The organism is Lentzea sp. JNUCC 0626, assembly GCF_043632865.1.
In the GTDB taxonomy this organism is placed as follows: Bacteria; Actinomycetota; Actinomycetes; order Mycobacteriales; family Pseudonocardiaceae; genus Lentzea.
On record NZ_CP171635.1, the window covers coordinates 2768812 to 2793993 of the forward strand.

The following is a 25182-nucleotide window of genomic DNA, read 5'->3' on the forward strand; positions in this document are numbered from 1 at the left end:
CGTTCGGATGGTTGTCGGCACGGTTCGCGCGCGGCTGTCCGTTTTCACTTTTAAGTCCCGGCTTCCGTTGCGCCATAAGAGGGATAGCGTCGAGCGACCCGGTACTTAGGAGACAACGATGTCGCTACCCGACTTCGCCGATGTCCTGCGCTCAGCCGTGGTGGCGCGTGGCCTGTCGCTCGAACGCATCCGCTCGCACCTCGCCCGGCGTGGTTCGTCAGTGAGCCTCGCAACGTTGAGCTACTGGCAGACGGGCCGTAGCCGTCCCGAACGCCGTGCGTCTTTGTCTGCCGTGACGCACCTCGAAGAAGTGCTGGAGTTGGAGGCCGGTGCGCTGTCGTCGTTGTTGGCACCGGCGTTGCGCGGCTCGCGCCGTGTGGCGGGCATCAGCGCGTTCTGGCCCGAGCCGTCGGTGATCGAGGACGTCGTCGGCGGCGTCGACACGCGCTGGGACTCGCGGCTGACCCGGATCAGCCAGCACGACCGGGTGGCGGTGGCCGGGCGGGGCGAGCGGTCCTACGTGTCGCGGCAGGTGTTGCGGGCGGAGGAGGACGGGCCCGACCGGTGGGTGGTGATCCTGCACCTCGACGAGCACGACCGGGCGTTGCCTGTGATCAGGCCGCTGCACAACTGCCGGCTGGGGCGGGTGGTGACGCGGCCCGAGGAGGGGCTGCTGGTCGCGGAGCTGCTGTTCCGGGCGCCGTTGCGGCGGGGGCAGACGGTGATCACCGAGCACTCGCTGGAGAACGCCGCGCCTTATCCGCCGGCCACGAACTACTCGCGGAAGTTCCGGCGGCCGGTGCACGAGTACGTGCTGGAGGTGACGTTCGACTTGCCGCCGCGCAGTGTCCGTCGGGTGGAGCAGGACGCCGAGGGTGAGCGGACTGCGGGAGTCCGGCTGGACGAGGGCGGGTCGGTGCTCGGGGTGGCTTTGAAGTTCGGGCCGGGGTGTTACGGGTTCGAGTGGACGTGGTGAACGACAGGGCGAGTGGGTGCGGCTGAACCTGGCGGGCCGCACCCACTCTCCTTTCCCTAGACCGTGAGCGACCAGCCGCTCAGGACGCCCGTGTCACCGGGGCCGTTGTCCCCGATGCGCAGCGTCCACGTGCCGCTCGCGGCCTCCCCTGCACCGGGGACCACGGTGAACGTCCTGCCCGACGCGAACGCGTGGCAGCCGTAGTTGCCGCCCGGCGTGCGCATCAGCGGGTAGCTGCGGCCGCTCGGCGCGACCAGGGTGACGTTGAGGTCCTCCTGGCAGGTGTGGGTGGCGTCGACCTTGACGGTGATCGGGTTCCTGGCGGCGCCGGTGGCGGTGGATCGCACCGCGCTGACGGCCACCTGGAAGTCGCGGATCTGGTGGTCCGTGTCGTTGGTGAACGTGCGCCCGCCGCCGGTGTTGCCGGACGTGCGGGCGGTGACCTCGGCCGAGGACTTCGACTGGTTGCCGGCGGCGTCGAGGGCGCGGACGGTGAACGTGTACTGCGAGTCGGCGGTCAGGCCGGTGACGGTGGCCGTGGTGCCGGTGGAGGTCGCGGCGACGGTGGTGCCGTTGAGGACCTCGTAGCCGGTGACGCCGACGTTGTCGGTGGAGGCGTCCCAGGCGAGCGAGACGCTGTTCGACGTCACGCCCGTGGAGCGGAGGTTGTCCGGGGCGGTCGGGGCCTCGGTGTCGCCGGTGCCCGGTTGGGTGCGGGCGGTGACGGCGGCGCTGGCGGCGGAGGTGTTGCCGGCCGCGTCGCGAGCCTTGACGGTGAAGGTGTAGTCGTTGTCCGCCTTCAGGGACGACACGGTGGCGGTGGTGCCGGTGACCGTGGTCGCGAGCGTGCTGCCGTTGTAGACGTCGTAGGCGGTGACGCCCACGTTGTCCGTCGAGGCGTCCCAGGCCAGGGAGACGCTGGACGACGTGGTGCCGGTGGCGCGCGGGTTGGCCGGGGCGGTGGGGGCCGCGGTGTCGCCACCGCCGGTGACCAGGGTGAGGTTCCACTTGCGGAGCGCCTCGTTGACCGGCTGGAAGAGCGACATGTCGCCGTCGGTCGGATTCTGGACGCACTTCGACGGGCCGCCGTCGTGCAGGCCGACCGCCTTGTCGCCGAGGAGCCAGGCGCCGCCGGAGTCGCCGCCCAGGGAGCAGGCGGTGGTCCAGGTGAGGCCCTCGATGATCAGGCCGCCGCCGTAGTCCACGGCCTTGTTGGTGTACTTGACCTCGCCGCACTGCCACTTCGAGGTGTTGCCGGAGTGGCAGACGCGGTCGCCGACCATCGCCTCGGCCGAACCCGTGACGGTGACGGCGGGCTGGCCCCAGGTGTTGACCGACGGGGACAGGGTCCAACCCGCCTCGGTCACGGCCACGACGCCCATGTCGCCTTCGCGGGCGTTGACGCTGCGGGTGCCGCCGACGTTCGACGTGCCGAGGCGGTTCTGCTGCCCGGACTGGCCGTAGGCGGCCTGGTTGGCGTCGTTGGTGCAGTGTCCGGCGGTGAGGAAGTGCTTGCCGCCGCTGGCATCCGTCGCGGCGAAGCCGATCGAGCAGTTCGACTCCGAACCCGGCCACCACGGGCTGCCGGGCTGCACGGTGCCCGCCTGTTGCCGTTGCTGGGACTGGGTTTCCACGATCTGCACGCCGGCGAGGCCGCGCACCTTCGTCAGGAACCGTTCGGTGGCCTCGGTTTTGCGGGTCGTGTTGACGGTGACGTCGACCTGGTTGTCGCGCACGTCGACGCCCCAGCTGAACACGCCGGGCACGCCGTCGCCGATCTGCGTGCGCACCTCGGCCAGCAGGCGGTCGAGGTCGGCGGCACTGCGTTGCACGACCACGACGTTGACGCCTTCGGAGCGGGCGCGCTGGGCGGCCTGCTCGGACGGCACCGCGACGGTGAGCTTGCCGGAGGCCGCGTCGAACCAGTGCCCGGCAAGTTGGCCGCGCAGCTCGGACGACAGGACTTTGAAGCGCTGGTGTGCCTCGTTCTGCTGGGCCGCGGCGTCCGGTTGCACCGCCGCCGCGCTGTGCACGACGGAGAGCGTCAGGACCGATCCGCACGCGGCAGCGATGATTTTGCTGCGCAATCGCATGAGTGGAACTCCTTCGCAGGCAGGGTGCGAAAACCGTATTCCGCAAAACCCGCGACCTGCGAATTTAACTTTTCGGTCCGGGGCCACAACACGAATGCGACCCCCGCTCCCACCGCCGTCAAAGCACCGAGAACGACGAACGCCGTCGTAATGCCCGCGGCCGTCGCGACCCACCCGGCGAGCGGATAGCAGACCAGCCAGCACGCGTGCGACAAAGCGAAGTCCGCGGCGAACAACGCGGGCCGATCAGGTCCCTCGGCCGACCGCCTCAGCAGACGCGCACCGGGCGTGAGGGCGAGCGAACACCCGGCGCCGATCAACGCCCACAACACCAGCAGCACCGGCCAGTACCCGGCGAGGAACACGCCCGCACCCAGGACCACGACCAACGTCGACGCCGCCCGCAGCACGACCGCGCGATCGGAGAACCGGTCGAGCAGCCGGGGCAACGCGCACGCCGCCACCAGCGACCCGATCCCGTTGGCGGCCAACGCCAGCGCGACGTCGGACGCGTCCCGCCCGAGCCCGTCCCGCATGTGCGCCACGGTGTTCACGAAGACCATCGACCCGGCCGCGGCCGCCGCGAAGTGCACGGCCAGCAGCCCGCGCAGCCGAGGTGTCGCCAGGTAGAGCCGGATTCCGCGCGTGGTCGCGTCGTACCCCCTGCGCGGCAGAACCTTCGGGCATGGCACGACCGCGGACAGCACCAGCAACGCCGCCCCGCCGAACCCCAATGCCGTGCCCAGGAACAACTCGTGGAAGCTCACCACCGTCAGCGCGGCCGCGGCCAGCGCGGGGCTGAGCAGGCTCTCCAGGTCGTAGGCCATGCGGGACAACGTGATCGCGCGGGTGTACTCGCGTTCGTCCGGCAGCACGTCCGGGATCGTCGCCTGGAACAACGGGGTGAACGCGGCCGATCCCGCCTGCAGCAGGAAGATCAGCACGTAGACCTGCCACACCTCGCCGACCCACGGCAGCACCACGGCCACTCCGGCCCGCACCACGTTCAACGCCACCAGCACCGCTCGGCGCGGCAACGCACCGAGCAACGCCGTGGCCATCGGCGCGACCGTCACGTACGCGATCATCTTGATCGCCAGCGCCGTGCCGAGCACCGCGCCCGCCTCCGCACCGGCGAGGTCGTAGGCGAGCAGGCCGAGCGCGACGGTCGTCAGTCCCGTTCCGGTCAGCGCGACGACCTGCGCGCCGAACAACGCGCGGTAAGCCGGATGACGGAGAACGGAAATCACGGCGGAACTATAAGCACCACAATAGGTTTGCGTCGACGGTGCAACAGCAGAACACTGGCAACAGCAAAGGACTCACATTTGATTATTCAGGGCGATAGGGTCGCTTTGTGACCCCTTACGATTCCGTCGCGTCCCTGTACGCCGAACTGTTCGGCGACATGCTCGACACCCGCCCGCTCGACCGCGCGATGCTCGCCGCGTTCGCCGAACTCACCGCGAACCCGGTCGCCGACCTCGGCTGCGGCCCCGGCCACCTCACCGCGCACCTGCACGGCCTCGGGCTGGACGTCTTCGGACTCGACCTCTCCTCCGAGATGATCGCGCTCGCCCGCCAGGCCCACCCGCACCTGAGGTTCGACGTCGGCACGATGGCCGCGCTGGACCTCGAAGACGGCTCCCTCGGCGGAATTCTGGCCAACTACTCCGTCATCCACGTCCCGCCGCACGACCTGCCGAAGGTGTTCGCGGAGTTCCACCGGGTGCTCCGGCCGGGCGGGCACGCGCTGATCGGCTTCTTCGCGGGCGACGACCCCGAACCGGTGGAGTTCGACCACAAGGTGACGCCCGCCTACCGCTGGTCGCCGTCCGGTCTGCTGGATTTGGCGCTTGCAGCCGGTTTCGCCGAGATCGGGCGAATGGTCCGCCAACCGATCGAAAGCGAACGTTTCCTGCAGGCGCAGTTGTTGATACACAAGGCTTAATCGGCCAATCATCCGTACACTCCGGACCGTGACTGAGGTCTTGGTAGCAGGGGCGAGCATCGCGGGACCGGCTCTCGCACACTGGTTGCATCGGCGTGGAGCCGAGGTGACCGTGGTGGAACGGGCGCCGGGGCTACGGCCGGGCGGTCAGGCAGTGGACGCGCGCGGCGTCGCCAAGGACGCCATCCGGTTGATGGGCCTGGACAAGGAAGTGCGCGCGGCCCGCACCGAGACCGCGGGCGCGCACACCGTCGACGCCGACGGCACGGTGCTGGAGACGTACCGCGCGGAGGACGACGGCGGCGACGGCTACATCGCCGACATCGAGATCCTGCGCGGCGACCTCTCGCAACTCCTCCACGACGACACGCGCGACGGCGTCGAGTACGTCTTCGACGACCGGATCAGCGAGCTCACCCAGGACGCGGACGGCGTCGACGTGACGTTCGCGAGCGGCGGCAAGCGCAGGTTCGACCTGGTGATCGGCGCCGACGGCCTGCACTCGTCGTTGCGCGCCATGGTCTTCGGCCCGCGCGAGAACTACGTCCGCCACCTCGGGCTAGTGCTCGCCTTCTACAGCGTGCCCAACGAGTTCGGCATCGACGGCTGGATGATCGACCACCAGGACCGCGAGTCCGGCCGCACCGCCGGCCTGCGTCCGCTGAAGGACAAGAGCCGGGCGATGGCCATGATGTCGTTCCCGGCGGCCGACTTCGACGTCGACTTCCGCGACGTCGAGGGCCAGAAACGCCTGCTGCGCGAGCAGATGGCGGGCATGGGCTGGGAGACCGAACGGATCCTCGCGCACCTCGACGACACCCCGGACTTCTACCTCGACCAGGTCGCCCAGGTGATCATGCCCAGCTGGTCGACCGGCCGGGTGGCGCTGATCGGCGACGCCGCGTCCAGCTCGTCGCCGATGTCCGGCGGCGGCACGGGCCTCGCGCTCGTCGGCGCCTACCTGCTGGCGGGCGAACTGGCCGCCGCCGACTGGAACCCCGAGGCCGGGTTCGCGGGCTACGAAACACGCATGCGGTCGTTCGTCGAAGCGAACCAGGAGATCGGCCGGATGCACGTGCACAACCTGCTGCCCCAGCCCGAACCCGCGTCCGAACCCGCGCCGGAACCGGACATGGAGGCGTTCACCGCCCTGATCGACCGCGCGATCAACGGTGCCGAGCTTCCGGACTACGCGGGGCTGCCGGACTCGCGTGCCTGAGCGGCCCGAGATCGTCTGTCTCTGCGGCTCCGCCCGGTTCGTGGACGAGCTGCGCGCGGCCAACCGGGGGCTGACGTTCGCCGGGGTCATCGTCGTCGCGCCGGGCGAAGCGGGCGAGGTGGTGACCGCCGAGCAAAAGGTCGTGCTGGACGCCCTGCACCTGCGCAAGATCGACCTGGCCGACCGGGTGCTGGTGGTCAATCCCGGCGGGTACGTCGGCGAGTCCACCAGCCGGGAGATCGCCTACGCCCGCGCCACCGGCAAGCCGGTCTCGTTCACCGAGCCCGGCTTGCCGGTCTAGCGGAACCTAGCGGAACACCACCGTGCCGTTGCCGTTGAGCAGCACGCGGTGTTCGCAGTGCCACCGCACGGCCCGGGACAACGCGAGCGCCTCGGCGTCCCGGCCGGCGGCGGTGAGGGCGCGCGGGTCGTAGGAGTGGTCGACCCGCAGCACCTCCTGCTCGATGATCGGGCCCTCGTCGAGGTCGGGCGTGACGTAGTGGACCGTCGCGCCCACGTACTTCACGCCCCGGTCGTAGGCCTGGTGGTACGGCTTCGCGCCCTTGAAGCCCGGCAGGAACGAGTGGTGGATGTTGATCACGCGGCCGGCCAGCTTCGCGCACAGGTCGTTGGACAGCACCTGCATGTAGCGGGCCAGCACGACCAGGTCGGCCTGGTACTCCTCGACCAGTTCGATCAGGCGTTGCTCGGCGGCCTGTTTGGTGTCGGCGGTGTTGGGCACGTGCACGAAGTCGAGCCCGGCCGCCTCCGCCATCGGGCGCAGGTCCTCGTGGTTCGAGACGACGGCCGCGATCTCGCCGCCGAGACTGCCCGCTCGCCAGCGGAAGAGCAGGTCGTTCAGGCAGTGCCCGGCCTTCGAGACCATGACGAGGACGCGCGGCGGGCGTTCGTCGTGCAGGTCGAAGTCCATCTCGAACTGCGTGGCGACGGCGGCGAACTCACCGGCCAACGAGTCGCGGTCGGTGTCGGCGCACGAGAACGCGGTGCGCAGGAACAGCTTGCCGCGCACGTCGTCGTCGAACTGCTGGTGCTGCACGATGTCGCAGCCGTGGTCGACGAGGAACGACGTCACGGCGTGCACGATGCCCGCCCGCTCCGGGCAGTTCAGGGTCAGGACGAACTGGGGCATCACGGCACCGCCAGGTATTCGGTGGTCGCGTCGACGAGCCACGCGGCGAAGTACTCGGCGAACGACGAGCGCACCAGGATCGTGTAGCTGTCGTCGTTCACCTGCAGGACGATCCCCGTCCGTGCGAGCAGCGTCTGCACGCAAGTGCCGCGGGGAGCCGAAGCCGGGTGCAGGTCCACGGAACATCCGTGAGCCAGCACGTCTCGTGCGCGCGGCCCTTGAAGGACCACGGTCGTGCGTTGAGCCGAAGTGTCCACAACGGACCCTCGGACGTTCTGGAGCGCGCCACGCAACACCTCCTCGATCGTGACCTGCAGGTCGGGCGCGGCCGTGACCAGGAACTCGTCCGGACCGAGCCAGAGCACCTCGACAGCTCCGAACTCTCCGGTGCCCGAGGTGAAAGTGCAAGGGACAGAAGGAAATTGCACACCGAGCGTGGTTCCCATCGCCGCGATCGCGCCGGGATCGGACACGCGGACGGTGAGCTGCGAGCGGAACGGCACCTCGGCGACGTCCAGCGCGGGTGCGAGCGCCGCCAGCCGATCGGTCCAGGCGGCGAGGGGACTAACCGTCACGACGGGCTCCTTCCTTGTCGTACAGCACGGATTCGGTGACGGTGACCGGCACGAGCGCGTCCTCGACGGGCACGTACAGGGTCTCGCCGATGCGTTCGTGGCCGGAGCGCACCAGCGCCAGCGCGAACGTGCGGCCCAGCGCCGCGCTCGGGTAGCTCGACGTGACGTGGCCGAGCATCCGCACCGGCGGTTCGGGCAGCCGGTCGGTCTCGACGATCTGCGACCCCTCCGGCAGCAGCACGGCCGGGTCGACCGGCAGGAGCCCGACCAGTTGCTTGCGGTCCGAGCGGTTGTTCTCGGCGCGGGAGAACGACCGCTTGCCGATGAAGTCCGGCTTCTTCTTCGACACCGCCCACGACATGCCGAGGTCCTGCGGCGTCACCGTCGCGTCGGTCTCCTGACCGATGATCGGATACCCCTTCTCGGCGCGCAGCACGTGCATGGTCTCGGTGCCGTACGGCGTGATCCCGTACGGTTTCCCGGCCTCCATCAACGCCTTCCACACCGTCAAGCCGTGCCAGCCGGTCACGTTGATCTCGTACGCGAGCTCACCGGAGAAGCTGATCCGGCACACGCGCGCCGACACCCCGGCGACCGTCGTGTCGTGCCAGGTCATGAACTCGAACGCCTCGTTGGAGACGTCGAGGTCCGGCGCCACCGCCGCCAGCACGTCGCGGGACTTGGGGCCCACCAACGGGATCGTGGCCCAGTGCTCGGTGACCGAGGTGCAGTGCACGTCGAGGTGCGGCCACTCCGTCTGGAGCCACTCCTCCATCCAGTCGAGGATCTTCGCGGCGTTGCCGGTGGTCGTGGTGACGATGTAGCGCTCTTCGCCGACCCGGATCACCGTGCCGTCGTCGATCACCATCCCGTCCACACCGCACATGACGCCGTAGCGGATCTTGCCGACCTTCAGCGTGCTCATCAGGTTGGTGTAGAGCATGTCCAGGAACTTCCCGGCGTCCGCGCCCTGCACGTCGATCTTGCCGAGCGTCGAGCCGTCCATCATGCCGACGCTCTCGCGCGTCGCCTTGCACTCACGCAACACGGCCGTGTGCAGGTCCTCGCCAGGCTGCGGGTAGTACCAGGGCCGCTTCCACTGGCCGACGTTCTCGAACAACGCCCCGTGCTCCACGTGCCACGGGTGGATCGAGGTGACGCGGACCGGGTCGTGCAGCTCGCCGCGGTCGCGCCCGGCCAGCGCCGCGAACGACACCGAGGTGAACGGCGGCCGGAACGTCGTCGGCCGCTGCTCCCCCAGCTCCACGCCGAGCGCCTCGGCGACGATGCCGGCGGCGATCATGCCGGACGTCTTGCCCTGGTCGTGGGCGGTGCCGATGGTCGTGTACCGCTTGATGTGCTCCAACGACCTGAGGCCCGCACCGGTCGCCCGCAGCACGTCGGCGACCGTGGAATCCCGCTGCAGGTCCACGAAGCTGGTGTCGTCGGAGCCCGGAACGCGCCACAGCACCAGGCCGGAGCGGGCGGTGCAGCGGGAGTCGGAGGCGGGCAACGGGACCTGGCCTCCGGGGGTGAACCCAGCCTCGCGGGCGGCTTCGACACCGGCGTCACGGCCTTGGCGGGTGCACGCCGTGAGGTCGAGTTCGCCGGTCGCGGATCCGGCCACGTGGACGGTGGACAACTTCTGGCCGGGGACGAAAGCTCCGAGTTCGGAGTCGTAGCGCAGCGTGCCTCGGGCCTGGCTGAACAGGCTGACCACAGGGTTCCAGCCACCGGACACCAGGAGCGTGTCGCACGGGATGGTGGCCGCAGCGGCGGAAGGGGTGGTGGAGGTGGCCAGCGCAGCGACGTGCACCCCGCTCACCCGTCCGTCCCCCTCGGTTCCCACCACCGCGTGCCCAGAGCGGACCTCGATCCCCCTCGCCGCACACTCCTCAGAGAGCCGCGCCGGAGCCTCCGCCCTGGCGTCCACGATCAGCGCGATGTCCACACCGGACTCCGCGAGGTCGATCGCCGCGCAGTAAGCCGAGTCGTTGGTCGTGAACACCACCGCCCGCGACCCCGGCAGCACCCCGTACCGGTGCAGGAACGTCCGCGCCGACGACGCCAGCATGATCCCGGGCCGGTCGTTGTCCGCGAACACCACGGGCCGCTCGTGGGCGCCGGTCGCCAGCACGGTCTGCCGCGTCCGGATCCGCCAGACCCGTTGCCGCGCAACCGCGGCAGGCGCCGCGAAGCCGAGGTGGTCCGTCCGCTTCTGAAGTGCCAGCACGAACCCGTCCTGGTACATGCCGAACGCCGTCGTGCGCTCCAGCACCAGCACGCCGGGGGTCGACTTCAGCTCCGCCACGACGTCCGCGACCCACTCGGCGGACGGCCGGTCGTCCAGGTACTCGTCCACACCCAGCAACGCGCCGCCGGCCTGGTTCTGCTCGTCCACCAGCACCACGCGGGCACCGGCACGAGCGGCCGTCAACGCCGCCACCAGACCGGCGGGCCCGGCGCCGACCACGAGCACGTCGCAGTGTTCGTGCTTGGCGTCGTACCGCGCCGGGTCGGGGTCGGCGGACAACCGCCCCTGGCCGGCCAGCCCGCGCGCTACCAGGCCGTCGTACAGCTCGACGGTGGTGGCCAGCAGCATGGGCTCGGAGAACGGCGCCTCGACCTGGACCAGCGAGGTCGGGTCCTCGGAGCCCGCCGCCACGACGCCGCGCGGACGGCCGAGTTTCACGCTGGAGCCGATCGAGTGCACGCCGTGCGCCAGCAACGCCGACGCCAAGGTGTCGCCAGGGTGGCCGGTGTACGCGACGCCGTTGAAGGTGAAGTGCAGCAACGTGTTCCGGTCGATCGAGCCGCCGGTCGGGATGCGGAAGGTCATGCGGTCACCTCGGGCATCGGCTCGCCCACGCGGTAGACGGCCAGCAGGTCGTGGGTGCGGGTGTCGCGGACGGCGTTGAACCAGCGGCGGCAGCCGGCGTTGTGGCTCCAGCGCTCGGCGAACGGGCCGCTCGGGTTCTCCCGGAAGAACACGTACTGGGCCCATTCCTCGTCGCTCAACGCGGACGGGTCCTCGGGGTAGGCGACGTGGGCCTGGCCGCCGTAGTGGAACTCGGCTTCCTCGCGCGGGCCGCACCACGGACACGGGATGAGTTGCATCGCAAGTCTCCTAGTGGGCCACGGCGGCGGCGCCGTGCTCGTCGACGAGAGCGCCGGAGGTGAAGCGCTCCAAGGTGAACGGCTCGTTGTACGGGTGCGGCTTGTCGTGGGCGATGGTGTGCGCGAAGCAGTCGCCGACACCGGGCGTGGCCTTGAAGCCGCCGGTGCCCCAGCCGCAGTTCAGGTACAGGCCGCCGACAGGCGTGAGTCCCACGATCGGCGACGCGTCCGGGCTGACGTCCACGATGCCCGCCCACGTCCGCAGCAGGTGCGCCCGCGCGAACACCGGGAAGAGCTCCAGGGCGGCGGCCATCTGCTGTTCGATGATGTGGAACGAACCCCGTTGCCCGTACCCGTTGTAGCTGTCGATGCCCGCGCCCATCACCAGTTCACCCTTGTGCGCCTGGGAGACGTAGACGTGCACGGCGTTCGACATCACGACCGTCGGGTGCACGGGCTCCAGCAGCTCGGACACCAAGGCCTGCAACGGATGCGACGCCAGCGGCAACCGCAGTCCGACCATCTTGGCGAGCACCGAACTGTGCCCGGCGGCGCACAGCGCGACGCGACCGGCGGCGATGCGGCCACGGGACGTCTGCACGGCGGTGATCCGGCCGTCGACCGTCTCCAGGCCGGTGACCTCGCAGTTCTGGATGAGGTCGACGCCCATCGCGTGCGCCGCCCGCGCGTAGCCCCACGCCACGTAGTCGTGCTTCGCGATGCCCGCGCGCGGTTGGTAGGTCGCGCCGAGCACCGGGTAGCGGACGTCCGGTGAGGTGTTGACGATCGGGCAGATCTCCTTGACCCCGGCCGGATCCACCCACTCGGCGTCGATGCCGTTGAGGCGGTTCGCGTTGACCCGGCGGACGCTGTCGCGCACGTCCTGCAGGCTGTGCGCGAGGTTCAGCACGCCGCGCTGGTCGAACAGGATCGGGTAGCCGAGATCTTCTTCCAGGCCCTCCCACAGCTTCAGGGAGTGCTCGTAGATGCCGGAACTCTCGTCCCACAGGTAGTTCGACCGGATGATGGTGGTGTTGCGGGCCATGTTGCCGCCCGCGAGCCAGCCCTTCTCCAGCACCGCGACGTTCGTGATGCCGTGCACCTTCGCGAGGTAGTACGCGGTGGCCAGGCCGTGCCCTCCCCCGCCGACGACCACGACGTCGTAGGACGCCTTCGGTTCCGGGTTGTCCCACAGGAACTCCGGGTGCTCGGGCAGGTGCGCTCCGGGCGGGCTGGTCATCGCGAGGCCTCCAGTGACACCATCTGGTCGACTCCTGATATATCAGTCTGTGCGTTACAGTAGGTCACATGAACGCACGGGTCAACGACGTTCCGGCGGCCATCTCACTCACCGAGCAGGCGTACGCCGTGCTGCGAGATCGCCTGGTCATGCTGGAGATCAAGCCCGGCGAGCCCATCAACGAGGACAGGCTGCGCACCGAGCTCGGCGTCGGCCGCACCCCGATCCGCGAGGCGTTGAAGCGGCTCGAGCAGGAACGCCTCGTCGTCGCCTTCCCGCGCCGCGGCACGTTCGCCACCGACGTGAACATCTCCGACCTCTCCCACATCTCCGAGGTGCGCCGGACGCTGGAACCCCTGGCCGCCGCAGCCGCAGCCGAACGCGCCACGAGCGAGGACCGTGCCGCGCTCACGGACCTCCGCTCGCAGCTCGACACGACGCCGACGGGCGACAACACGGAACTGCTGCGCGCCGACGTCGGCGTCCACCGCGCGATCTACGGGTGCGTGCACAACCCGTTCCTCGAGGACACCCTGATCTCCTACGACAACCTCGCCACCCGGATCTGGTGCGTCTTCCTGCCCCGGCTGTCCGGAATGGCCGGTCACGTCGACGAACACGTGCCCCTCCTGACGGCGATCATCGACGGCGACGCGAAGAAGGCGAGCGAACTCGCCTCACAACACGTCGTCGGATTCGAGCGCGCGATCCGGGCGTTGATCTAGGACGAGCGGGTCGCTGCGCAGGTCCTTCACCAAAGCCACGCACGCCACGACCATCACGAGCCCGAACGGCGCGGCGGCGATGATCGTGAGGTTCTGCAACCCGGTCAACGCGGTCGCCCCTCCCCCGCCGACCAGCAGCATCACCGCGGCGACGCCACCGGTCGCGACGCCCCAGAACACCACCAGCCGGCGGTGCGGTTCGCCGTCCCCGCGCTGGGACAACGTGCCCATCACCAACGACGCGGCGTCGGCGCCCGAGACGAAGAAGATCGCCACCAGCACCATCACGACCACCCCGGCGACCGCGGCCAGCGGGAACTGGTCGAGCACGCCGAACAGCTGCGACTCGGGGTTCGCCGCGCCCGCGAGGTCGGTGCCGTCGCGCTGCACGGAGATCGCGGTCCCGCCCATGATCGAGAACCAGATCAGGCTCACGACCGACGGCACCAGGATCACGCCCTTGACGAACTGCTTGATCGTGCGGCCGCGCGAGATCCGGGCGATGAACATGCCGACGAACGGTGTCCACGAGATCCACCAGGCCCAGTAGAAAATCGTCCAGCCGGACAGCCACGTCTCCATCGCATCCCCGCCGGTCCCGGCCGAGCGCGACACCATCTCGCCCATGTCGCGGAAGTAGTCACCCACAGCAGCGGGGATGAGGTTCAGGATCAACACCGTCGGCCCGACGAGGAACACGAACACCGCCAGCACGGTCGCCAGCACCATGTTGATGTTCGACAGCCACTGGATGCCCTTGGCCACGCCCGAAACAGCGGACGCCACGAACGCCACCGTCAGCACCGCGATGATGCCGATCAGCACGCCCACACCGGGGTTCTCGCGGACGAACCCACCGGCCTTGAGCCCGCTGCCGATCTGCAACGCGCCCAGCCCGAGCGAGGCGGCCGACCCGAACAACGTCGCGAAGATCGCCAGCACGTCGATCACCCGGCCGAGCGGCTTCTCCGACACGTGGTCGCCGAACAGCGGCGCGAACACGGCGCTGATCAACTGCTTGCGGCCGCGCCGGAACGTGCCGTAGGCGATGGCGAGCCCGACGACGGCGTAGATCGACCACGGGTGGAACGCCCAGTGGAAGAGCGACGTCGCCATCGCGACGTCGATCGCCGCGTCCGTGCCGCCCTGCACCGAGCCGGGCGGCGGTTTCACGTAGTGCGCCAGCGGTTCCGCGACGCCGTAGAACATCAGCCCGATGCCCATGCCCGCGCTGAACATCATCGCGACCCACGAGACCGTGCGGAACTCCGGCCGCTCGCCGTCCTGGCCGAGCGGGATCCGGCCGTACTTGCTGAACGCGAGCCACAGGGCGAAGATCACGAACCCCGTGGCGGCGGTCAGGAAGGCCCAGCCGGTGTTGCGGATGACCCAGCCCAGCACCGTCGAGGAGACGGTGCTGAGGCTGTTCGTGCCGATGATCCCCCACGCGAGGAACGCGGCGGCGACGACCGCCGAGACGGTGAAGACGACGCGGTCGGTGTGGGATCTGGTGGTGGGTAAGAACTCCGGTTCGGGTTTGACGGACATCGTTGTACCGCCTTCTAATCAGTCCCCCTGATCAGCTTCCTCTGGACCCAGTCGTGGAACTCGCCGATGTGGTGTTCCGACGGCACCAGCACGCCGCCGTTACGGTACGCCCGCGACGACATGGCGGGCTGACACCGTTCGCACGCCTCGAAGTCCTGCTCGTTGACGCGGTGGAACAGCTCCACCGACCGCGAGACGTCCTTGCCGGTCGCGACGACGTCCTTGGCGTAGAGCCAGTCGCACTCGACGATCGTGCGGTCGGCTGCCAGCGGGAACATCCGGTGGATGATCACGTGGTCCGGCACCAGGTTGATGAACACCTGCGGCCGCACGGTGATCGCGTAGTACCGGCGGTCCTGGTCGGACGCGACGCCCGCGAGGTTGTCGAAGCCCTCGCTGCCGTCGATCGTGAAGCCCTTGATCTCCTCGCCGAACACGGCACCGTGCCCGACGTAGTACTGCGCGGCGTACCCGTCGGCGAACTCGGGCAGCACCTCGGTGAGCTCGGGGTGGATCGTGGCGCAGTGGTAGCACTCCATGAAGTTCTCGATGATGAGCTTCCAGTTCGCCTTGACGTCGTAGGTGATCCGGCGCCCCAGGTCGAGTTCGCTGACCTGGTAGTTGCCGATCGCGTCGAGGTTGCCCAGGCGTTCCTGGACGTCGCGCTGCACGGTCTCCTCGAACGACGCGGGCTCGTCGGCGAGCGACACCCAGACGTAGCCGAGCCATTCGCGCAGGTGCACGGTCTTGAGGCCGTACTCGACGCGGTCGACGTCCGGCATCGACGTGAGGTTGGGCGCGGCGACCAGCTTGCCGTCCAGGCCGTAGGTCCAGGCGTGGTACGGGCACTGGAAGTTGCGCTTGACCGTGCCGGACTCCTCGACGCAGAGCTTCGCGCCGCGGTGCCGGCAGATGTTGAGGAACGCGCGCAGCGAGCCGTCGCGGGAGCGGGTGACCAGCACGCTCTCGCGTCCGATCTGGACGGTCCGGAAGTTGCCCGCGTCCGGCAGGTCGGCGCTTCTGACCGCGCAGAACCACATCTCCTCGAAGATGTTCTGCTGTTCCAGCTCGAAGATCGCCGGGTCGGTGTAGGTGTGGCCGGGCAGCGTCGGGATGAGGCTCGAGGGGAGTTCGGTCTGGGTCATGAACGGATCCGCTTCATCTCGGGGTCGAAGAGCGGTTCCGCCGCCACGACCGCTGGGACACGTGCACCGAAGTACTCGATCTCGACCTGCGCGCCCTCGACGGCCACCTCGGCGGGCAGCCAGGCGTAGGCGATGTTCTTGCCGATCGAGTAGCCACGCGCCGCGCTGGTGACGTACCCGACCGGGACACCTCCGGCGAAGACGGGCTCGGACCCCATGACGACCTGGTGGTCGTCGTCGATGATCAGGCACGTCAGCTTGCGCGTCGCGGTCTCCTCAGACCGGCCTTCCAACGCCTTGCGGCCGTGGAAGTAGCCCTTGTTCATCCGCACCGCGAACCCGAGTCCCGCCTCGAACGGGTCGTGCTCGGTGGTCACGTCGGTGCCCCACGAGCGGTAGCCCTTCTCCAGCCGCATGCTGGTGAAGGCACTGCGTCCGGCCGCGATGACGCCGTGCTGCTGCCCGGCCTCCCACAGCGTGTCCCACAGCCGCGCGCCCATGTCCGCGGTCGTGTAGAGCTCCCAGCCGAGTTCGCCGACGTACGACAGCCGCATCGCGGTGACCGGCACCTCGCCGATGAACGCCTCCTGCGCCTTGAAGTACCCCATGGCGCTGTGCGAGAAGTCGGTTTTCGTCAGCGGCTGCAACAGGTTGCGCGCCTCTGGGCCCCACAGACCGATGCAGCACGTTCCTGGCGTGATGTCGGCGATGTGCACACCGCCGTTGGGCGGCAACCGCCGTCGCAACCAGTCGAGGTCCAGCGGGCCGTTCGCGCCGACCTGGAACCGCTGCTCGCCGAGGCGGGCGATGGTCAGGTCGCTGCGCACTCCCCCGTCCTCGTTGAGCAGCAACGTGTACACGACCGCGCCGGGCTTGCGGTCGAGCTGGTTGGTGGTCATGGTCTGCAGGAACGGCAACGCCTCCGGCCCGCTGACCTCCAGCCTCTTGAGTGCCGTCATGTCGAACATGGCGACCCGCTTGCGCGCCACCAGTGCCTCGGCACCCGCGATCGGCGACCAGAACCTCGACGCCCACTCGTTGCGGTCCGGGATCTCCGCGACCTCGGGCAGGGTGGCGTTGGCCTCGTACCAGTGCGGCCGCTCCCAGCCCGACGCCTCCAGGAACACCGCGCCGAGTTCTTTCTGCTGCTGGTAGAACGGGCTCTTGCGCAGCGGTCGCGGCTTTTCGGCGGGCTGCAACGGGTGCAGGATGTCGTAGACCTCGACGAACGCCCGGCAGCTGCGTTCGTGCACGTAACCGGGTGAGCGCTGGGCGAGTTCGAACCGGTTGAGGTCGCAGCCGTGCAGGTCGATCTTCGGCTGGCCGTCGACCAGCCACTCGGCCATCGCCTTCGCGACACCGGCGGAGTGCGTGATCCACACGGCCTCGGCGACCCAGAACCCCGGCAGGCCGGGATGTTCACCGAGCAGCGGGTTGCCGTCGGGAGTGAACGAGAACAGGCCGTTGACGCCCTCCTCGACCTTCGAGTCGGCCAGGGCCGGTAGCAGGTCGACGGCCGCGTCCCAGGAGGTCTCGAAGTCCTCCGGGGTGAACGCGATCTCGGACGGCATGGTCGGCGCCACGTCGAAGTCGAGGATGTCGTCGGCGTCGATCGGCATGGGCCGGTGCCCGTAGGCGCCGATGCCGATGCGGTCGACGTGCTCGCGGAAGTACAGGTCCGCGTCCTGGTGCCGCAGCAACGGCGTCGACATCTCGGACAGCTCGGTGTTCTTGCCCTTGAGTGCGGGCAGCGGCGCCGTCTTCGCGTACTGGTGCGCCATCGGCACGAGCGGGATGTCGAGGTCGACCATCCTGCCGATCCGCGGCCCCCACATGCCGACGCACGACACGACGATGTCGGCGGGGAAGGTGTCCTTCTCCGTCACCACGGCCTTGACGCGGCGGCCGGTGCGTTCGATGCCGGTGACCTTCTGGTGCTGGAGGAACTTCGCGCCCCGGTCCATCGCGCGCCTGGCCTGGGCCTCGGCCGCCCTGAGGGGTTTCGCGAGGCCGTCGGACGGGATGTGGAAACCGCCGAGGATCTTGCCGGGGTCGAGCATCGGGTGCAGCCGCGCGCACTCCTCGGGGTCGCGCAGGAAGCTCTCGACGCCCCACGCCGTCGCCCATCCGTGGCGGCGCTTGATGTCCGTCCACCGCTCGGGCGTCGTCGCGACCTCGAGTCCGCCGAGCTGCTGGAAGCACCACTGGTCGTCCAGCGTCATCGCCGTGTACTTCTCGACGGTGTACTTGGCGAACGAGGTCATCGTCCTGCACCCGGTGGTCTGGAAGACCAGGCCGGGCGCGTGCGAGCTGGACCCGCCCGTCGCGAACAGGGGCCCCTGCTCCAGCACGGTGACGTCGGTCCACCCGCGCGCGGTCAGTTCGTCGGCCAGCGCGCACCCGACGATGCCCGCGCCGATCAGCACCACTCTCGGCTGAGTCACAGGACCACCACCGAACGCAGCACGCGGCCGTGGTGCATGTCCTCGAACGCCTTCTCGACGTCCCCGAGCCCGATCGTCTCCGAGACGAACGCGCCGAGGTCGAGCCGCCCCTGCAGGTACAGGTCGATCAGCATCGGGAAGTCCCTGCTGGGCAGGCAGTCCCCGTACCACGACGACTTGACCGCGCCGCCCCGGCTGAACACGTCGATCAACGGCAGCTCGAGCTTCATGTCCGGCGTCGGCACCCCGACCAGCACGGCGAGCCCGGCGTGGTCACGAGCGTAGAAGGCCTGCTCGAACGTCTCGGGCCGCCCGACCGCGTCGATCACGACGTCCGCGCCGTTCCCGTCCGTCAACTCCCGGATCGCCTCGACGACGTCCTGCTCCTTGGCGTTGACCGTGTGCGTGGCCCCGAACTTCGCGGCCCACTCCAGCTTCGTCGGATCGAGGTCGACCGCGATGATCGTGCGCGCGCCCGCGAGCCGCGCCCCGGCGATAGCCGCGTCCCCGACCCCACCACACCCGAGCACCGCGACGCTGTCCCCGCGCGTCACGCCACCGGTGTTGATCGCGGCCCCGATGCCCGCCATCACCCCGCACCCAAGCAACCCGGCCACCTCCGCAGGCGCCTTCGGGTTCACCTTCGTGCATTGTCCACTGTGGACGAGCGTCTTCTCCGCGAACGCCCCGATCCCCAGCGCGGGCGACAACGGCGTGCCGTCCTGCAACGTCATGGGCTGAGCCGCGTTGTGCGTGTTGAAGCAGTACTGCGGCCTTCCCCTGAGACACGACCGGCACGCCCCGCACACCGCCCGCCAGTTGAGGATCACAAAATCCCCTGGCTCAAGATCGGTGACCCCGTCCCCGACCGCCTCCACGACCCCGGCCGCCTCGTGCCCGAGCAGGAACGGGAACTCGTCGTTGATCCCGCCCTCCCGGTAGTGCAGATCCGTGTGGCAGACCCCGCACGCCTGCACCTTCACCAGCGCCTCACCGGGCCCGGGATCCGGCACCAGAATGGTCTCGACCGAAACCTTGGCCCCGCGCCCCGCCGCCACGACACCGTTCACCGCATGTACCACTTCGATCGCTCCCGTCAGAGGTGGGGGTAGAGGGGGTTCTTGGCAGCCAGCACAGCAACGCGCGCTTGCAAAGCCTCCGCGTCGAACACGGGCTTGAGCGCCGCCGCGATCACATCCGCAACCTCGACGAAGTCCTCGCTCTGGAACCCTCGCGCCGCCAACGCGGGCGTCCCGATCCGCAGCCCGGACGTGACCATCGGCGGCCGCGGGTCGAACGGCACCGCGTTCCGGTTCACCGTGATCCCGATGCCGTGCAACCGATCCTCGGCCTGCTTGCCGTCCAAAGAGGACCCGACGAGATCCACCAGTACCAGGTGCACGTCCGTGCCGCCGGTCAACACCTTCACCCCGGCCTCAGCGCAGTCCGCTTGCATCAGCCGCTCAGCCAGTAGTTGAGCGCCCTCGACGACCCGCCCCTGCCGTTCCTTGAACCCTTGCTGCGCCGCAACCTTGAACGCCACCGCCTTGGCCGCGATCACGTGCTGCAACGGCCCACCCTGCTGCCCGGGAAACACGGTGGAGTCGACCTTCTTCGCCAACTCCTGCCGACAAAGGATCACCCCACCCCGAGGCCCACCAAGGGTCTTGTGCGTGGTCGTCGTGACCAGATCCGCAAACGGCACCGGACTCGGATGCAACCCCGCCGCCACCAACCCGGCGAAGTGAGCCATGTCCACCATCAACCGGGCACCGACCAGATCAGCGATCCGCCGAAACTCCGCGAAGTCCAACTGCCGCGGGTAAGCCGACCACCCAGCGATGATCAGCTTGGGCTTCGCCTCCACCGCCAGCCGCTCGACCTCAGCCATGTCCACACGACCCGACTCGGCGTCCACGTGGTAAGCCACCACGTTGTAGAGCCGCCCGGAGAAGTTGATCCGCATCCCGTGCGTGAGATGCCCACCGTGCGCGAGATCGAGCCCCATGATCGTGTCCCCGGGCTGCAACACAGCCGCCATCGCGGCAGCATTGGCCTGGGCCCCGGAGTGCGGCTGCACGTTGGCGTGCTCAGCGCCGAACAGCGCCTTCACCCGCTCGATCGCCAACGCCTCGATGACATCCACGTGCTCACAGCCGCCGTAATACCGGCGCCCCGGATACCCCTCGGCGTACTTGTTGGTCAACACCGACCCCTGCGCCTGCAACACGGCGACAGGCGCGAAGTTCTCGGAGGCGATCATCTCCAACGTCGACTGCTGCCTGAGCAACTCGGCGCGGATCTCAGCGGCAACCTCGGGATCGAGCTCGTCGATGCCCAGATCGAGGTCTGTGGTGGTGGGAACGGAGAGTGACACGGGCCAACCCTTCCGAGCGAGTTCCGTAATACGCAACCTGATTCGCATTATGCAACTACAGCGCGCATCACGGTGAGACCACGCGAAGCCGTTGTCAAGACCTGGTCGCTCGGACGGAGGCACCCACGCCTGCCCGAACGGGCGCGCCAGCCCCCGCCGCACAAGGGATGCGGGCACGGCAAAGGCGGCACCGGGCGCAGACGGCGGGGGCAGGAAGACAGGCGAGGCAGGGGCGGAGGCGAGGTAGGGGCGGAGGCGAGGTAGGGCGCCGGAGAGCGGAGGCGCGGCGGGGCGAAGACGCGGCGAGGCGGAAGGAGGGCAGCGGTGGAGGTGCGGCAAAGGTGAACGCGGGCCAGGGTGGAGGCGGGGGTCCTTAGTTCTTGGCTAACGACAACGCGCGCCCGAGCTACGCAATGCCGAAGGCGAGCCGACACTCTTGACTGCACCGATCAGCCGGTGTCGGTGACGTGCCTGCCCAACTCAGCCACGTACGCGTGGGATTGGGGCTTGACTTTGGGTGCGAGGTGCTACCACTCGTGGCTCGGCCGGGCGCTTTTCAGCCCGGCCCTTTCCGGCCCGACCAGCGCCTCGCAAGGGCCCCGAAGTCAAGCCCCAATCCCTATCGACGCGCCAGCGGCGATGCCTGAACCACTCTCGTCCAGGTTTGCCCGACCACCGCACTGGTGACAGAAACCACCTACGCCACCGCATGCCCCATCCGAGCGGACAAATCCCGAGAAGCCACCCTCAACTCCTCCACGATCTCCGGCATCCGAGCCGAAGACAACCGATAAGCCGGCCCAGCAGCACTAATAGCCGCCACAACATCCCCAGAAGACCCGAAAACCGGCACCGCAACCGCGTGCAGCCCAGCCTCCAACTCCTCCATGCAGGTAGCGAACCCGTCCTCAGCAGTCCGCCGCAAAACCCGCCGCAACCGCGAAGGATCCGTAATGGTCCGAGGAGCGCAAGCCTCCAACTCCCCACCCAGCAACCGATCCTGCTCAGCCACAGAAGCCGCCGCCAGCAAAACCTTCCCAGAAGAGGTGGCGTGCAACGGAGTCCGCTGCCCCACCCAGTTCTGCGCGGCGACAGCCGACCCACCCCGTGCCTGCGACACGTTCAACGCAACATCCCCGTCCAGAACAGCGATGTTGACCGTCTCCCCAAGACGATCAGCGAGGTCAACGCAAACCGGCCCACCCACGCGCACGTAGTCGATCGGCCCGGAGACGGCACCGGCGAACCGCAGCATCCCCAGCCCGATCCGGAACGGGCCGCGCTCGCCGTCCTGTTCCACCAGCTCACGGGCCTGCAGGGTGTAGACGAGTCTGGACGCCGAGGACTTGTGCACGCCGAGTTCGGCGGCGATCTCGGTGATGCCCGCCTCGCCGTTGCGGGCCAGCAGTTCCAGGACGGTCACCGCCCGATCGACCGATTGCACGAGCGCGGGATCGCGCCCTACCTCGTTGTTGCCCATCGCGCAACGGTATCCGATTGACGCAACAGTGTCCGGTTACCGCCATGCCCTCAACGGGTTCTTGACGGCATTCATGATCCTCAGTCATCCTCGCTGTTGCGTATCGCACGCCCAGTTCCGTAATACGCAACGGAGGGTAGAGATGATCACCGCCTGCACCGTCGAGGACCTGCCGCCGGGTGAGTCCGTGCGCATCGAGGGCGATCCCGCCATCGCGGTCTTCAACGCCGACGGCGAGTTCTACGCGATCGACGACACGTGCACGCACCAGGACGCGTCGTTGTCCGAGGGCTGGCTGGAGGGGTGCTTCGTCGAATGTCCGTTGCACGCGGCCAGTTTCGACCTGCGCACCGGCGTGCCCACCTGCCTGCCGGCCAAGAGGGCCGTGCGGACGTACCCCGTGGTCGTGCAGGACGGCGTTATCTACGTCGACACCGGCAGCCACGAAGCCGTCGCGTAACCCTCACAGACACTCCAGCAGGGCGGCCGCTCGCCGTTCCAGGTGCGGCCGCACGTCGTAACCCGTGAAGATCCACGGCGAGCGCTTCTCCATGCCCGCCAGCACCATCTCGCCGACCGAGTCCACATCAGGACCGCTGCCGAGGAACGCCGACACGGCGGGCACGAGGTCGGCGCGCAGGCCCACCTCGGCGTGCGCCTCGCGGGTGTGCAGGACGATGCCCGTGTCGACCGGGCCTGGGCACAGCACGCTGACGTCGACGCCGCGCTCCACGACGTTGAGCCGCAACGACTCCGACAGGCCGACCACGGCGAACTTCGTGGTCGCGTACAGCAGGTTCGGGTCGGACACGAGGCCCGCGGCCGACGCCGTGTTCACGATGTAGCCGGAGCCGCGCGCGAGCATCGACGGCAGGAACGTCTGGACGCCGTTGATCACGCCGGTCAGGTTCACGGCCAGCGCCAGGTCCCACTTCTCGTACGTCAGAGAGTCCACGGACGAGTGCGGCACGATGCCCGCGTTGTTGAACAGCAGGTCCACCGGCCCCACGGCAGCGGCGACGGAAGCGAACGCGGCACGGTCGCGCACGTCGAGCTCGAAAGTCGCGGCGCCCAACTCCTCACCGGCCTCCCGCAACGCAGGGCCGAAGACATCGGCCAACGCCAGTCGCACTCCCCGCCGCGCCAGGGCACGCGCGATGCCCAGGCCGATCCCCCTCGCCCCGCTGGTGATGAACGCCGTCGACCCAGCCCAGTCCCGCATCCGAACCCTCCTATGCCGAACGACCAACACTATGTTGACCAACACAGTAGCCTGCTCAGCATGCCTACGAAGACAGAGATGTCGCTGAAAGACGTCTTCGCCACGAGCGGCGGGGCGACCGTCGGCGTGCTGGCCGGGTTGCAGGTGCTCGACAGCGTCGACGGCGTGATGTTCGTGGTGTTCGCGCCCGACATCCGCGCGGCGCTCGGGGTCAGCACCGCGACCATCGGGATCGTCGGCGCGCTCGCCGGGGTGATGGTCGCGGTCGCCGCGCTGCCGCTCGGGCTGTTGGGCGACCGGCGCAGCCGCACGAAGATCGCCGGGGCGGCCACGTTCGTCTGGGCTGTGGCGGCCGCGCTGCTCGGGCTGGTCCACAGCCTGTGGCAGGCCGTGGCGATCAGGATCGTGGCGGGCGCGGGCAAGGCGAACGAAGGTCCGATCCAGTCGTCGCTGCTCACCGACGCCTATCCAGCCCATGGACGTGGGCGGATCCTCGGGCTGCACCGCGCCGGTCAGCCGCTCGGCATCGTGGTCGGTCCGCTGGTGGCGGCGGCGTTCGCGGCGGCGATTCCCGCGCAGCACGAGCCGTGGCGCTGGGCGTTCGCGTTCCTGGCGGTGCCGGCCCTGCTGCTGGGCATCGCGGCTTACCGCCTGCCCGAGCCGCCACGACGCCACGCCACGAAGATGCGCGGAACGTTCGGGAAGCTCAGGAAGATCCGCACGTTCACCGGGGTGATGGTCGCGCTGGCGGCGTTCGGCGTCGCCGTCACGACCGTGCCGATCTACCTCACGGTCATCCTCGAGGAGCAACTCGGGCAGGGTGCGGCGGCGCGGGGCGTGATCACGTCGGTGTGCGCGGCCGGCGGGCTGGCCGGCGCGGCGCTCGGCGGGCTGGTGAGCGACCGGCTGTTCCGGCGGTCGCCGGGAGCGTGCCTGCACCTCGCGGCGGCCGCGTTGTCGTTGCTGGGCATCGGGTTCGCGGCGCAGGCGTACGCGCCGGACGTCACCACCTACGTCGTGATCGGGGTGCTCACCCAGGCGATGACGTTCGCGAGCATCGTCCCGTTGAGCCTGGTCGTCGCGAGTGTGACGCCGGAGGAGGTCCGGTCGACGGCGTTCGGGCTGGTCGGGGCGGTCACGGCGGTGATCGGCGGGCTCGGCGGCGCGGTGCTCACCGGGGTGGCGGAGAAGATCGTCGGTGCGCAGGCCGCGGTCGCCCTCGTCGCCCCCGCGGCGGCCGTCGTCGCCGGTCTGGCGCTCGTCAGGACCGCTCAGCACGTGCGGGAAGACGTCGTACGATGATCGCCGTGAACTCCCCTGGGACGCGCCGGATCGACGAGATCGGCGACGAGAGCCGCCGCCGCATCCTGGACGCCGCCGAGGAGTTGTTCGCGGAACGCGGGTTCGACCGGACGTCCTTTGTGGACATCGCGAAGCGGTCCGGCATCAGCCGCGGCTCGATCCCGTGGCACTTCAAGAACAAGGACGGCCTGGTGATGGCCGTCGTCGAACGGGCGGTCGCGCGGATCTGGCCCGCCGAGCGGTACGACGCGGTGCCGTCGTTCGCCGAGGTGTTCGGGGAGACGGCCGAACTGCTCAGGACCGGCAACTCCGCCCTGGTCTTCATGATCCTGGTCGAGGCGCTCGGCGACCGGGGTGTCGTGCACGACCAGTACCGCGAGTTCTTCACCCGCAGGCGTGCGGGCATCGAGGAACTGCTGCGCCTCCAACGTCCCGAGGGCGTCGACCCCGACCGCGCGGCCGAGCAGGAGCGCACCGCCGCCGTGGCGTTGAACGGCGCGCTCCTCGGCATCCACCTCCAGGCGCTGGTCGACCCGGACACCGTCGACCTCAACGCCGCACTGGTGTCGATCGCGACGATGTTCGACCGCAACCTCGCGGACATCTGGCGCTAGCCGC

The 25182-nt window shown here is 69.2% G+C and carries 22 protein-coding genes; 8 read left to right on the forward strand and 14 right to left on the reverse strand.

The genetic code is table 11. From position 1 onward, the window contains the following. Positions 1-118: 118 nt before the first annotated feature. Positions 119-976, forward strand: a complete 858-nt coding sequence (locus tag JNUCC0626_RS12390; RefSeq protein WP_394619862.1) for an XRE family transcriptional regulator — start codon at positions 119-121, stop codon at positions 974-976. Positions 977-1032: 56 nt separating this feature from the next. Here JNUCC0626_RS12390 and JNUCC0626_RS12395 read toward each other — a convergent pair whose 3' ends face one another. Then, positions 1033-3069 (reverse strand): fibronectin type III domain-containing protein, encoded by a 2037-nt coding sequence (locus JNUCC0626_RS12395; RefSeq protein WP_394619863.1) that lies wholly within the window; start codon positions 3067-3069, stop codon positions 1033-1035. After that, positions 3021-4319, reverse strand: coding sequence for an MFS transporter (locus JNUCC0626_RS12400; protein WP_394619864.1), 1299 nt, complete (start codon positions 4317-4319; stop codon positions 3021-3023). Before JNUCC0626_RS12400 ends, JNUCC0626_RS12395 begins: the two co-directional genes overlap by 49 nt. A 158-nt stretch (positions 4320-4477) precedes the next feature. On the opposite strand from JNUCC0626_RS12400, the gene JNUCC0626_RS12405 reads away from it, so the two are divergent. Genes JNUCC0626_RS12405 through JNUCC0626_RS12415 form a run of 3 tightly spaced genes read left to right on the forward strand, consistent with a single transcriptional unit; the run spans position 4478 to position 6540 of the window. Next, complete coding sequence (locus JNUCC0626_RS12405) at positions 4478-5020, forward strand: class I SAM-dependent methyltransferase (RefSeq protein ID WP_394622024.1); 543 nt, start codon at positions 4478-4480, stop codon at positions 5018-5020. Positions 5021-5048: 28 nt separating this feature from the next. Continuing rightward, positions 5049-6239, forward strand: a complete 1191-nt coding sequence (locus tag JNUCC0626_RS12410; protein ID WP_394619865.1) for an FAD-dependent monooxygenase — start codon at positions 5049-5051, stop codon at positions 6237-6239. Beyond that, on the forward strand, positions 6232-6540 hold the full coding sequence (locus JNUCC0626_RS12415; protein ID WP_394619866.1) for a hypothetical protein: 309 nt from the start codon (positions 6232-6234) through the stop codon (positions 6538-6540). The genes JNUCC0626_RS12410 and JNUCC0626_RS12415 overlap by 8 nt, the downstream gene beginning before the upstream one ends. 6 nt (positions 6541-6546) lie before the next feature. On the opposite strand, the gene purU is transcribed toward JNUCC0626_RS12415, so the two are convergent. From purU to JNUCC0626_RS12440, 5 genes are read right to left on the reverse strand one after another with little or no spacing between them, the layout of a single operon-like run. After that, a complete protein-coding gene (gene purU, locus JNUCC0626_RS12420) occupies positions 6547-7389 on the reverse strand; it encodes a formyltetrahydrofolate deformylase (protein ID WP_394619867.1) in 843 nt (280 codons plus the stop codon). Then, the gene (locus JNUCC0626_RS12425) at positions 7389-7964 is read right to left on the reverse strand and encodes a sarcosine oxidase subunit gamma (protein ID WP_394619868.1); all 576 of its coding nucleotides are present in this window, start codon (positions 7962-7964) and stop codon (positions 7389-7391) included. Before JNUCC0626_RS12425 ends, purU begins: the two co-directional genes overlap by 1 nt. Further along, entirely contained in the window at positions 7954-10803 is a 2850-nt protein-coding gene (locus JNUCC0626_RS12430) for a 2Fe-2S iron-sulfur cluster-binding protein (RefSeq protein ID WP_394619869.1), read from the reverse strand. The genes JNUCC0626_RS12425 and JNUCC0626_RS12430 overlap by 11 nt, the downstream gene beginning before the upstream one ends. After that, a complete protein-coding gene (locus JNUCC0626_RS12435; protein ID WP_382445240.1) occupies positions 10800-11081 on the reverse strand; it encodes a sarcosine oxidase subunit delta in 282 nt (93 codons plus the stop codon). Before JNUCC0626_RS12435 ends, JNUCC0626_RS12430 begins: the two co-directional genes overlap by 4 nt. A 10-nt stretch (positions 11082-11091) precedes the next feature. Continuing rightward, positions 11092-12321, reverse strand: a complete 1230-nt coding sequence (locus JNUCC0626_RS12440; RefSeq protein WP_394619870.1) for a sarcosine oxidase subunit beta family protein — start codon at positions 12319-12321, stop codon at positions 11092-11094. Between the two features lie 68 nt (positions 12322-12389). Between JNUCC0626_RS12440 and JNUCC0626_RS12445 the strand changes: the two genes are divergently transcribed. Further along, positions 12390-13046 (forward strand): GntR family transcriptional regulator, encoded by a 657-nt coding sequence (locus JNUCC0626_RS12445; RefSeq protein ID WP_394619871.1) that lies wholly within the window; start codon positions 12390-12392, stop codon positions 13044-13046. Here JNUCC0626_RS12445 and JNUCC0626_RS12450 read toward each other — a convergent pair. From JNUCC0626_RS12450 to JNUCC0626_RS12475, 6 genes are all read right to left on the reverse strand, one after another. Further along, the gene (locus JNUCC0626_RS12450; RefSeq protein ID WP_394619872.1) at positions 12999-14594 is read right to left on the reverse strand and encodes a BCCT family transporter; all 1596 of its coding nucleotides are present in this window, start codon (positions 14592-14594) and stop codon (positions 12999-13001) included. The two genes, JNUCC0626_RS12445 and JNUCC0626_RS12450, sit on opposite strands and share 48 nt — an antisense overlap. 14 nt (positions 14595-14608) lie before the next feature. Beyond that, positions 14609-15739 carry an aromatic ring-hydroxylating oxygenase subunit alpha gene (locus tag JNUCC0626_RS12455; protein WP_394619873.1) on the reverse strand — a complete coding sequence of 377 codons (1131 nt, stop codon included), beginning with the start codon at positions 15737-15739 and terminating at the stop codon, positions 14609-14611. Beyond that, positions 15736-18183 (reverse strand): GcvT family protein, encoded by a 2448-nt coding sequence (locus tag JNUCC0626_RS12460; RefSeq protein WP_394619874.1) that lies wholly within the window; start codon positions 18181-18183, stop codon positions 15736-15738. Before JNUCC0626_RS12460 ends, JNUCC0626_RS12455 begins: the two co-directional genes overlap by 4 nt. Next, positions 18180-19265, reverse strand: a complete 1086-nt coding sequence (locus tag JNUCC0626_RS12465; RefSeq protein WP_394619875.1) for an S-(hydroxymethyl)mycothiol dehydrogenase — start codon at positions 19263-19265, stop codon at positions 18180-18182. Before JNUCC0626_RS12465 ends, JNUCC0626_RS12460 begins: the two co-directional genes overlap by 4 nt. 14 nt (positions 19266-19279) lie before the next feature. Continuing rightward, the gene (glyA, locus tag JNUCC0626_RS12470) at positions 19280-20560 is read right to left on the reverse strand and encodes a serine hydroxymethyltransferase (protein WP_394619876.1); all 1281 of its coding nucleotides are present in this window, start codon (positions 20558-20560) and stop codon (positions 19280-19282) included. A 697-nt stretch (positions 20561-21257) separates the two neighbouring features. Beyond that, positions 21258-22040 carry an IclR family transcriptional regulator gene (locus JNUCC0626_RS12475; protein WP_394619877.1) on the reverse strand — a complete coding sequence of 261 codons (783 nt, stop codon included), beginning with the start codon at positions 22038-22040 and terminating at the stop codon, positions 21258-21260. 142 nt (positions 22041-22182) lie between these two features. Here JNUCC0626_RS12475 and JNUCC0626_RS12480 point away from each other — a divergent pair, with 142 nt between their 5' ends. Then, on the forward strand, positions 22183-22500 hold the full coding sequence (locus JNUCC0626_RS12480; RefSeq protein WP_394619878.1) for a bifunctional 3-phenylpropionate/cinnamic acid dioxygenase ferredoxin subunit: 318 nt from the start codon (positions 22183-22185) through the stop codon (positions 22498-22500). A 3-nt stretch (positions 22501-22503) separates the two neighbouring features. On the opposite strand, the gene JNUCC0626_RS12485 is transcribed toward JNUCC0626_RS12480, so the two are convergent. Beyond that, complete coding sequence (locus JNUCC0626_RS12485; RefSeq protein ID WP_394619879.1) at positions 22504-23262, reverse strand: SDR family oxidoreductase; 759 nt, start codon at positions 23260-23262, stop codon at positions 22504-22506. Between the two features lie 60 nt (positions 23263-23322). Here JNUCC0626_RS12485 and JNUCC0626_RS12490 point away from each other — a divergent pair, with 60 nt between their 5' ends. Both JNUCC0626_RS12490 and JNUCC0626_RS12495 read left to right on the forward strand, forming a co-directional pair. Further along, complete coding sequence (locus tag JNUCC0626_RS12490; RefSeq protein ID WP_394619880.1) at positions 23323-24564, forward strand: MFS transporter; 1242 nt, start codon at positions 23323-23325, stop codon at positions 24562-24564. A gap of 5 nt (positions 24565-24569) precedes the next feature. Beyond that, positions 24570-25178 (forward strand): TetR/AcrR family transcriptional regulator, encoded by a 609-nt coding sequence (locus tag JNUCC0626_RS12495; RefSeq protein ID WP_394619881.1) that lies wholly within the window; start codon positions 24570-24572, stop codon positions 25176-25178. The last annotated feature ends 4 nt before the right edge of the window (positions 25179-25182 follow it).

Excerpts from the sequence above, each read along its gene's own strand:
- JNUCC0626_RS12480 (WP_394619878.1), top strand. The coding sequence starts at position 22,183 with ATGATCACCGCCTGCACCGTCGAGGACCTGCCGCCGGGTGAGTCCGTG.
- JNUCC0626_RS12445 (WP_394619871.1), top strand. The coding sequence starts at position 12,390 with ATGAACGCACGGGTCAACGACGTTCCGGCGGCCATCTCACTCACCGAG.
- JNUCC0626_RS12440 (WP_394619870.1), bottom strand. The coding sequence starts at position 12,321 with ATGACCAGCCCGCCCGGAGCGCACCTGCCCGAGCACCCGGAGTTCCTG.
- JNUCC0626_RS12475 (WP_394619877.1), bottom strand. The coding sequence starts at position 22,040 with ATGGGCAACAACGAGGTAGGGCGCGATCCCGCGCTCGTGCAATCGGTC.
- JNUCC0626_RS12455 (WP_394619873.1), bottom strand. The coding sequence starts at position 15,739 with ATGACCCAGACCGAACTCCCCTCGAGCCTCATCCCGACGCTGCCCGGC.
- JNUCC0626_RS12430 (WP_394619869.1), bottom strand. The coding sequence starts at position 10,803 with ATGACCTTCCGCATCCCGACCGGCGGCTCGATCGACCGGAACACGTTG.
- JNUCC0626_RS12395 (WP_394619863.1), bottom strand. The coding sequence starts at position 3,069 with ATGCGATTGCGCAGCAAAATCATCGCTGCCGCGTGCGGATCGGTCCTG.
- JNUCC0626_RS12490 (WP_394619880.1), top strand. The coding sequence starts at position 23,323 with ATGCCTACGAAGACAGAGATGTCGCTGAAAGACGTCTTCGCCACGAGC.
- JNUCC0626_RS12450 (WP_394619872.1), bottom strand. The coding sequence starts at position 14,594 with ATGTCCGTCAAACCCGAACCGGAGTTCTTACCCACCACCAGATCCCAC.
- JNUCC0626_RS12485 (WP_394619879.1), bottom strand. The coding sequence starts at position 23,262 with ATGCGGGACTGGGCTGGGTCGACGGCGTTCATCACCAGCGGGGCGAGG.
- JNUCC0626_RS12390 (WP_394619862.1), top strand. The coding sequence starts at position 119 with ATGTCGCTACCCGACTTCGCCGATGTCCTGCGCTCAGCCGTGGTGGCG.
- JNUCC0626_RS12405 (WP_394622024.1), top strand. The coding sequence starts at position 4,478 with ATGCTCGACACCCGCCCGCTCGACCGCGCGATGCTCGCCGCGTTCGCC.
- purU (WP_394619867.1), bottom strand. The coding sequence starts at position 7,389 with ATGCCCCAGTTCGTCCTGACCCTGAACTGCCCGGAGCGGGCGGGCATC.
- JNUCC0626_RS12435 (WP_382445240.1), bottom strand. The coding sequence starts at position 11,081 with ATGCAACTCATCCCGTGTCCGTGGTGCGGCCCGCGCGAGGAAGCCGAG.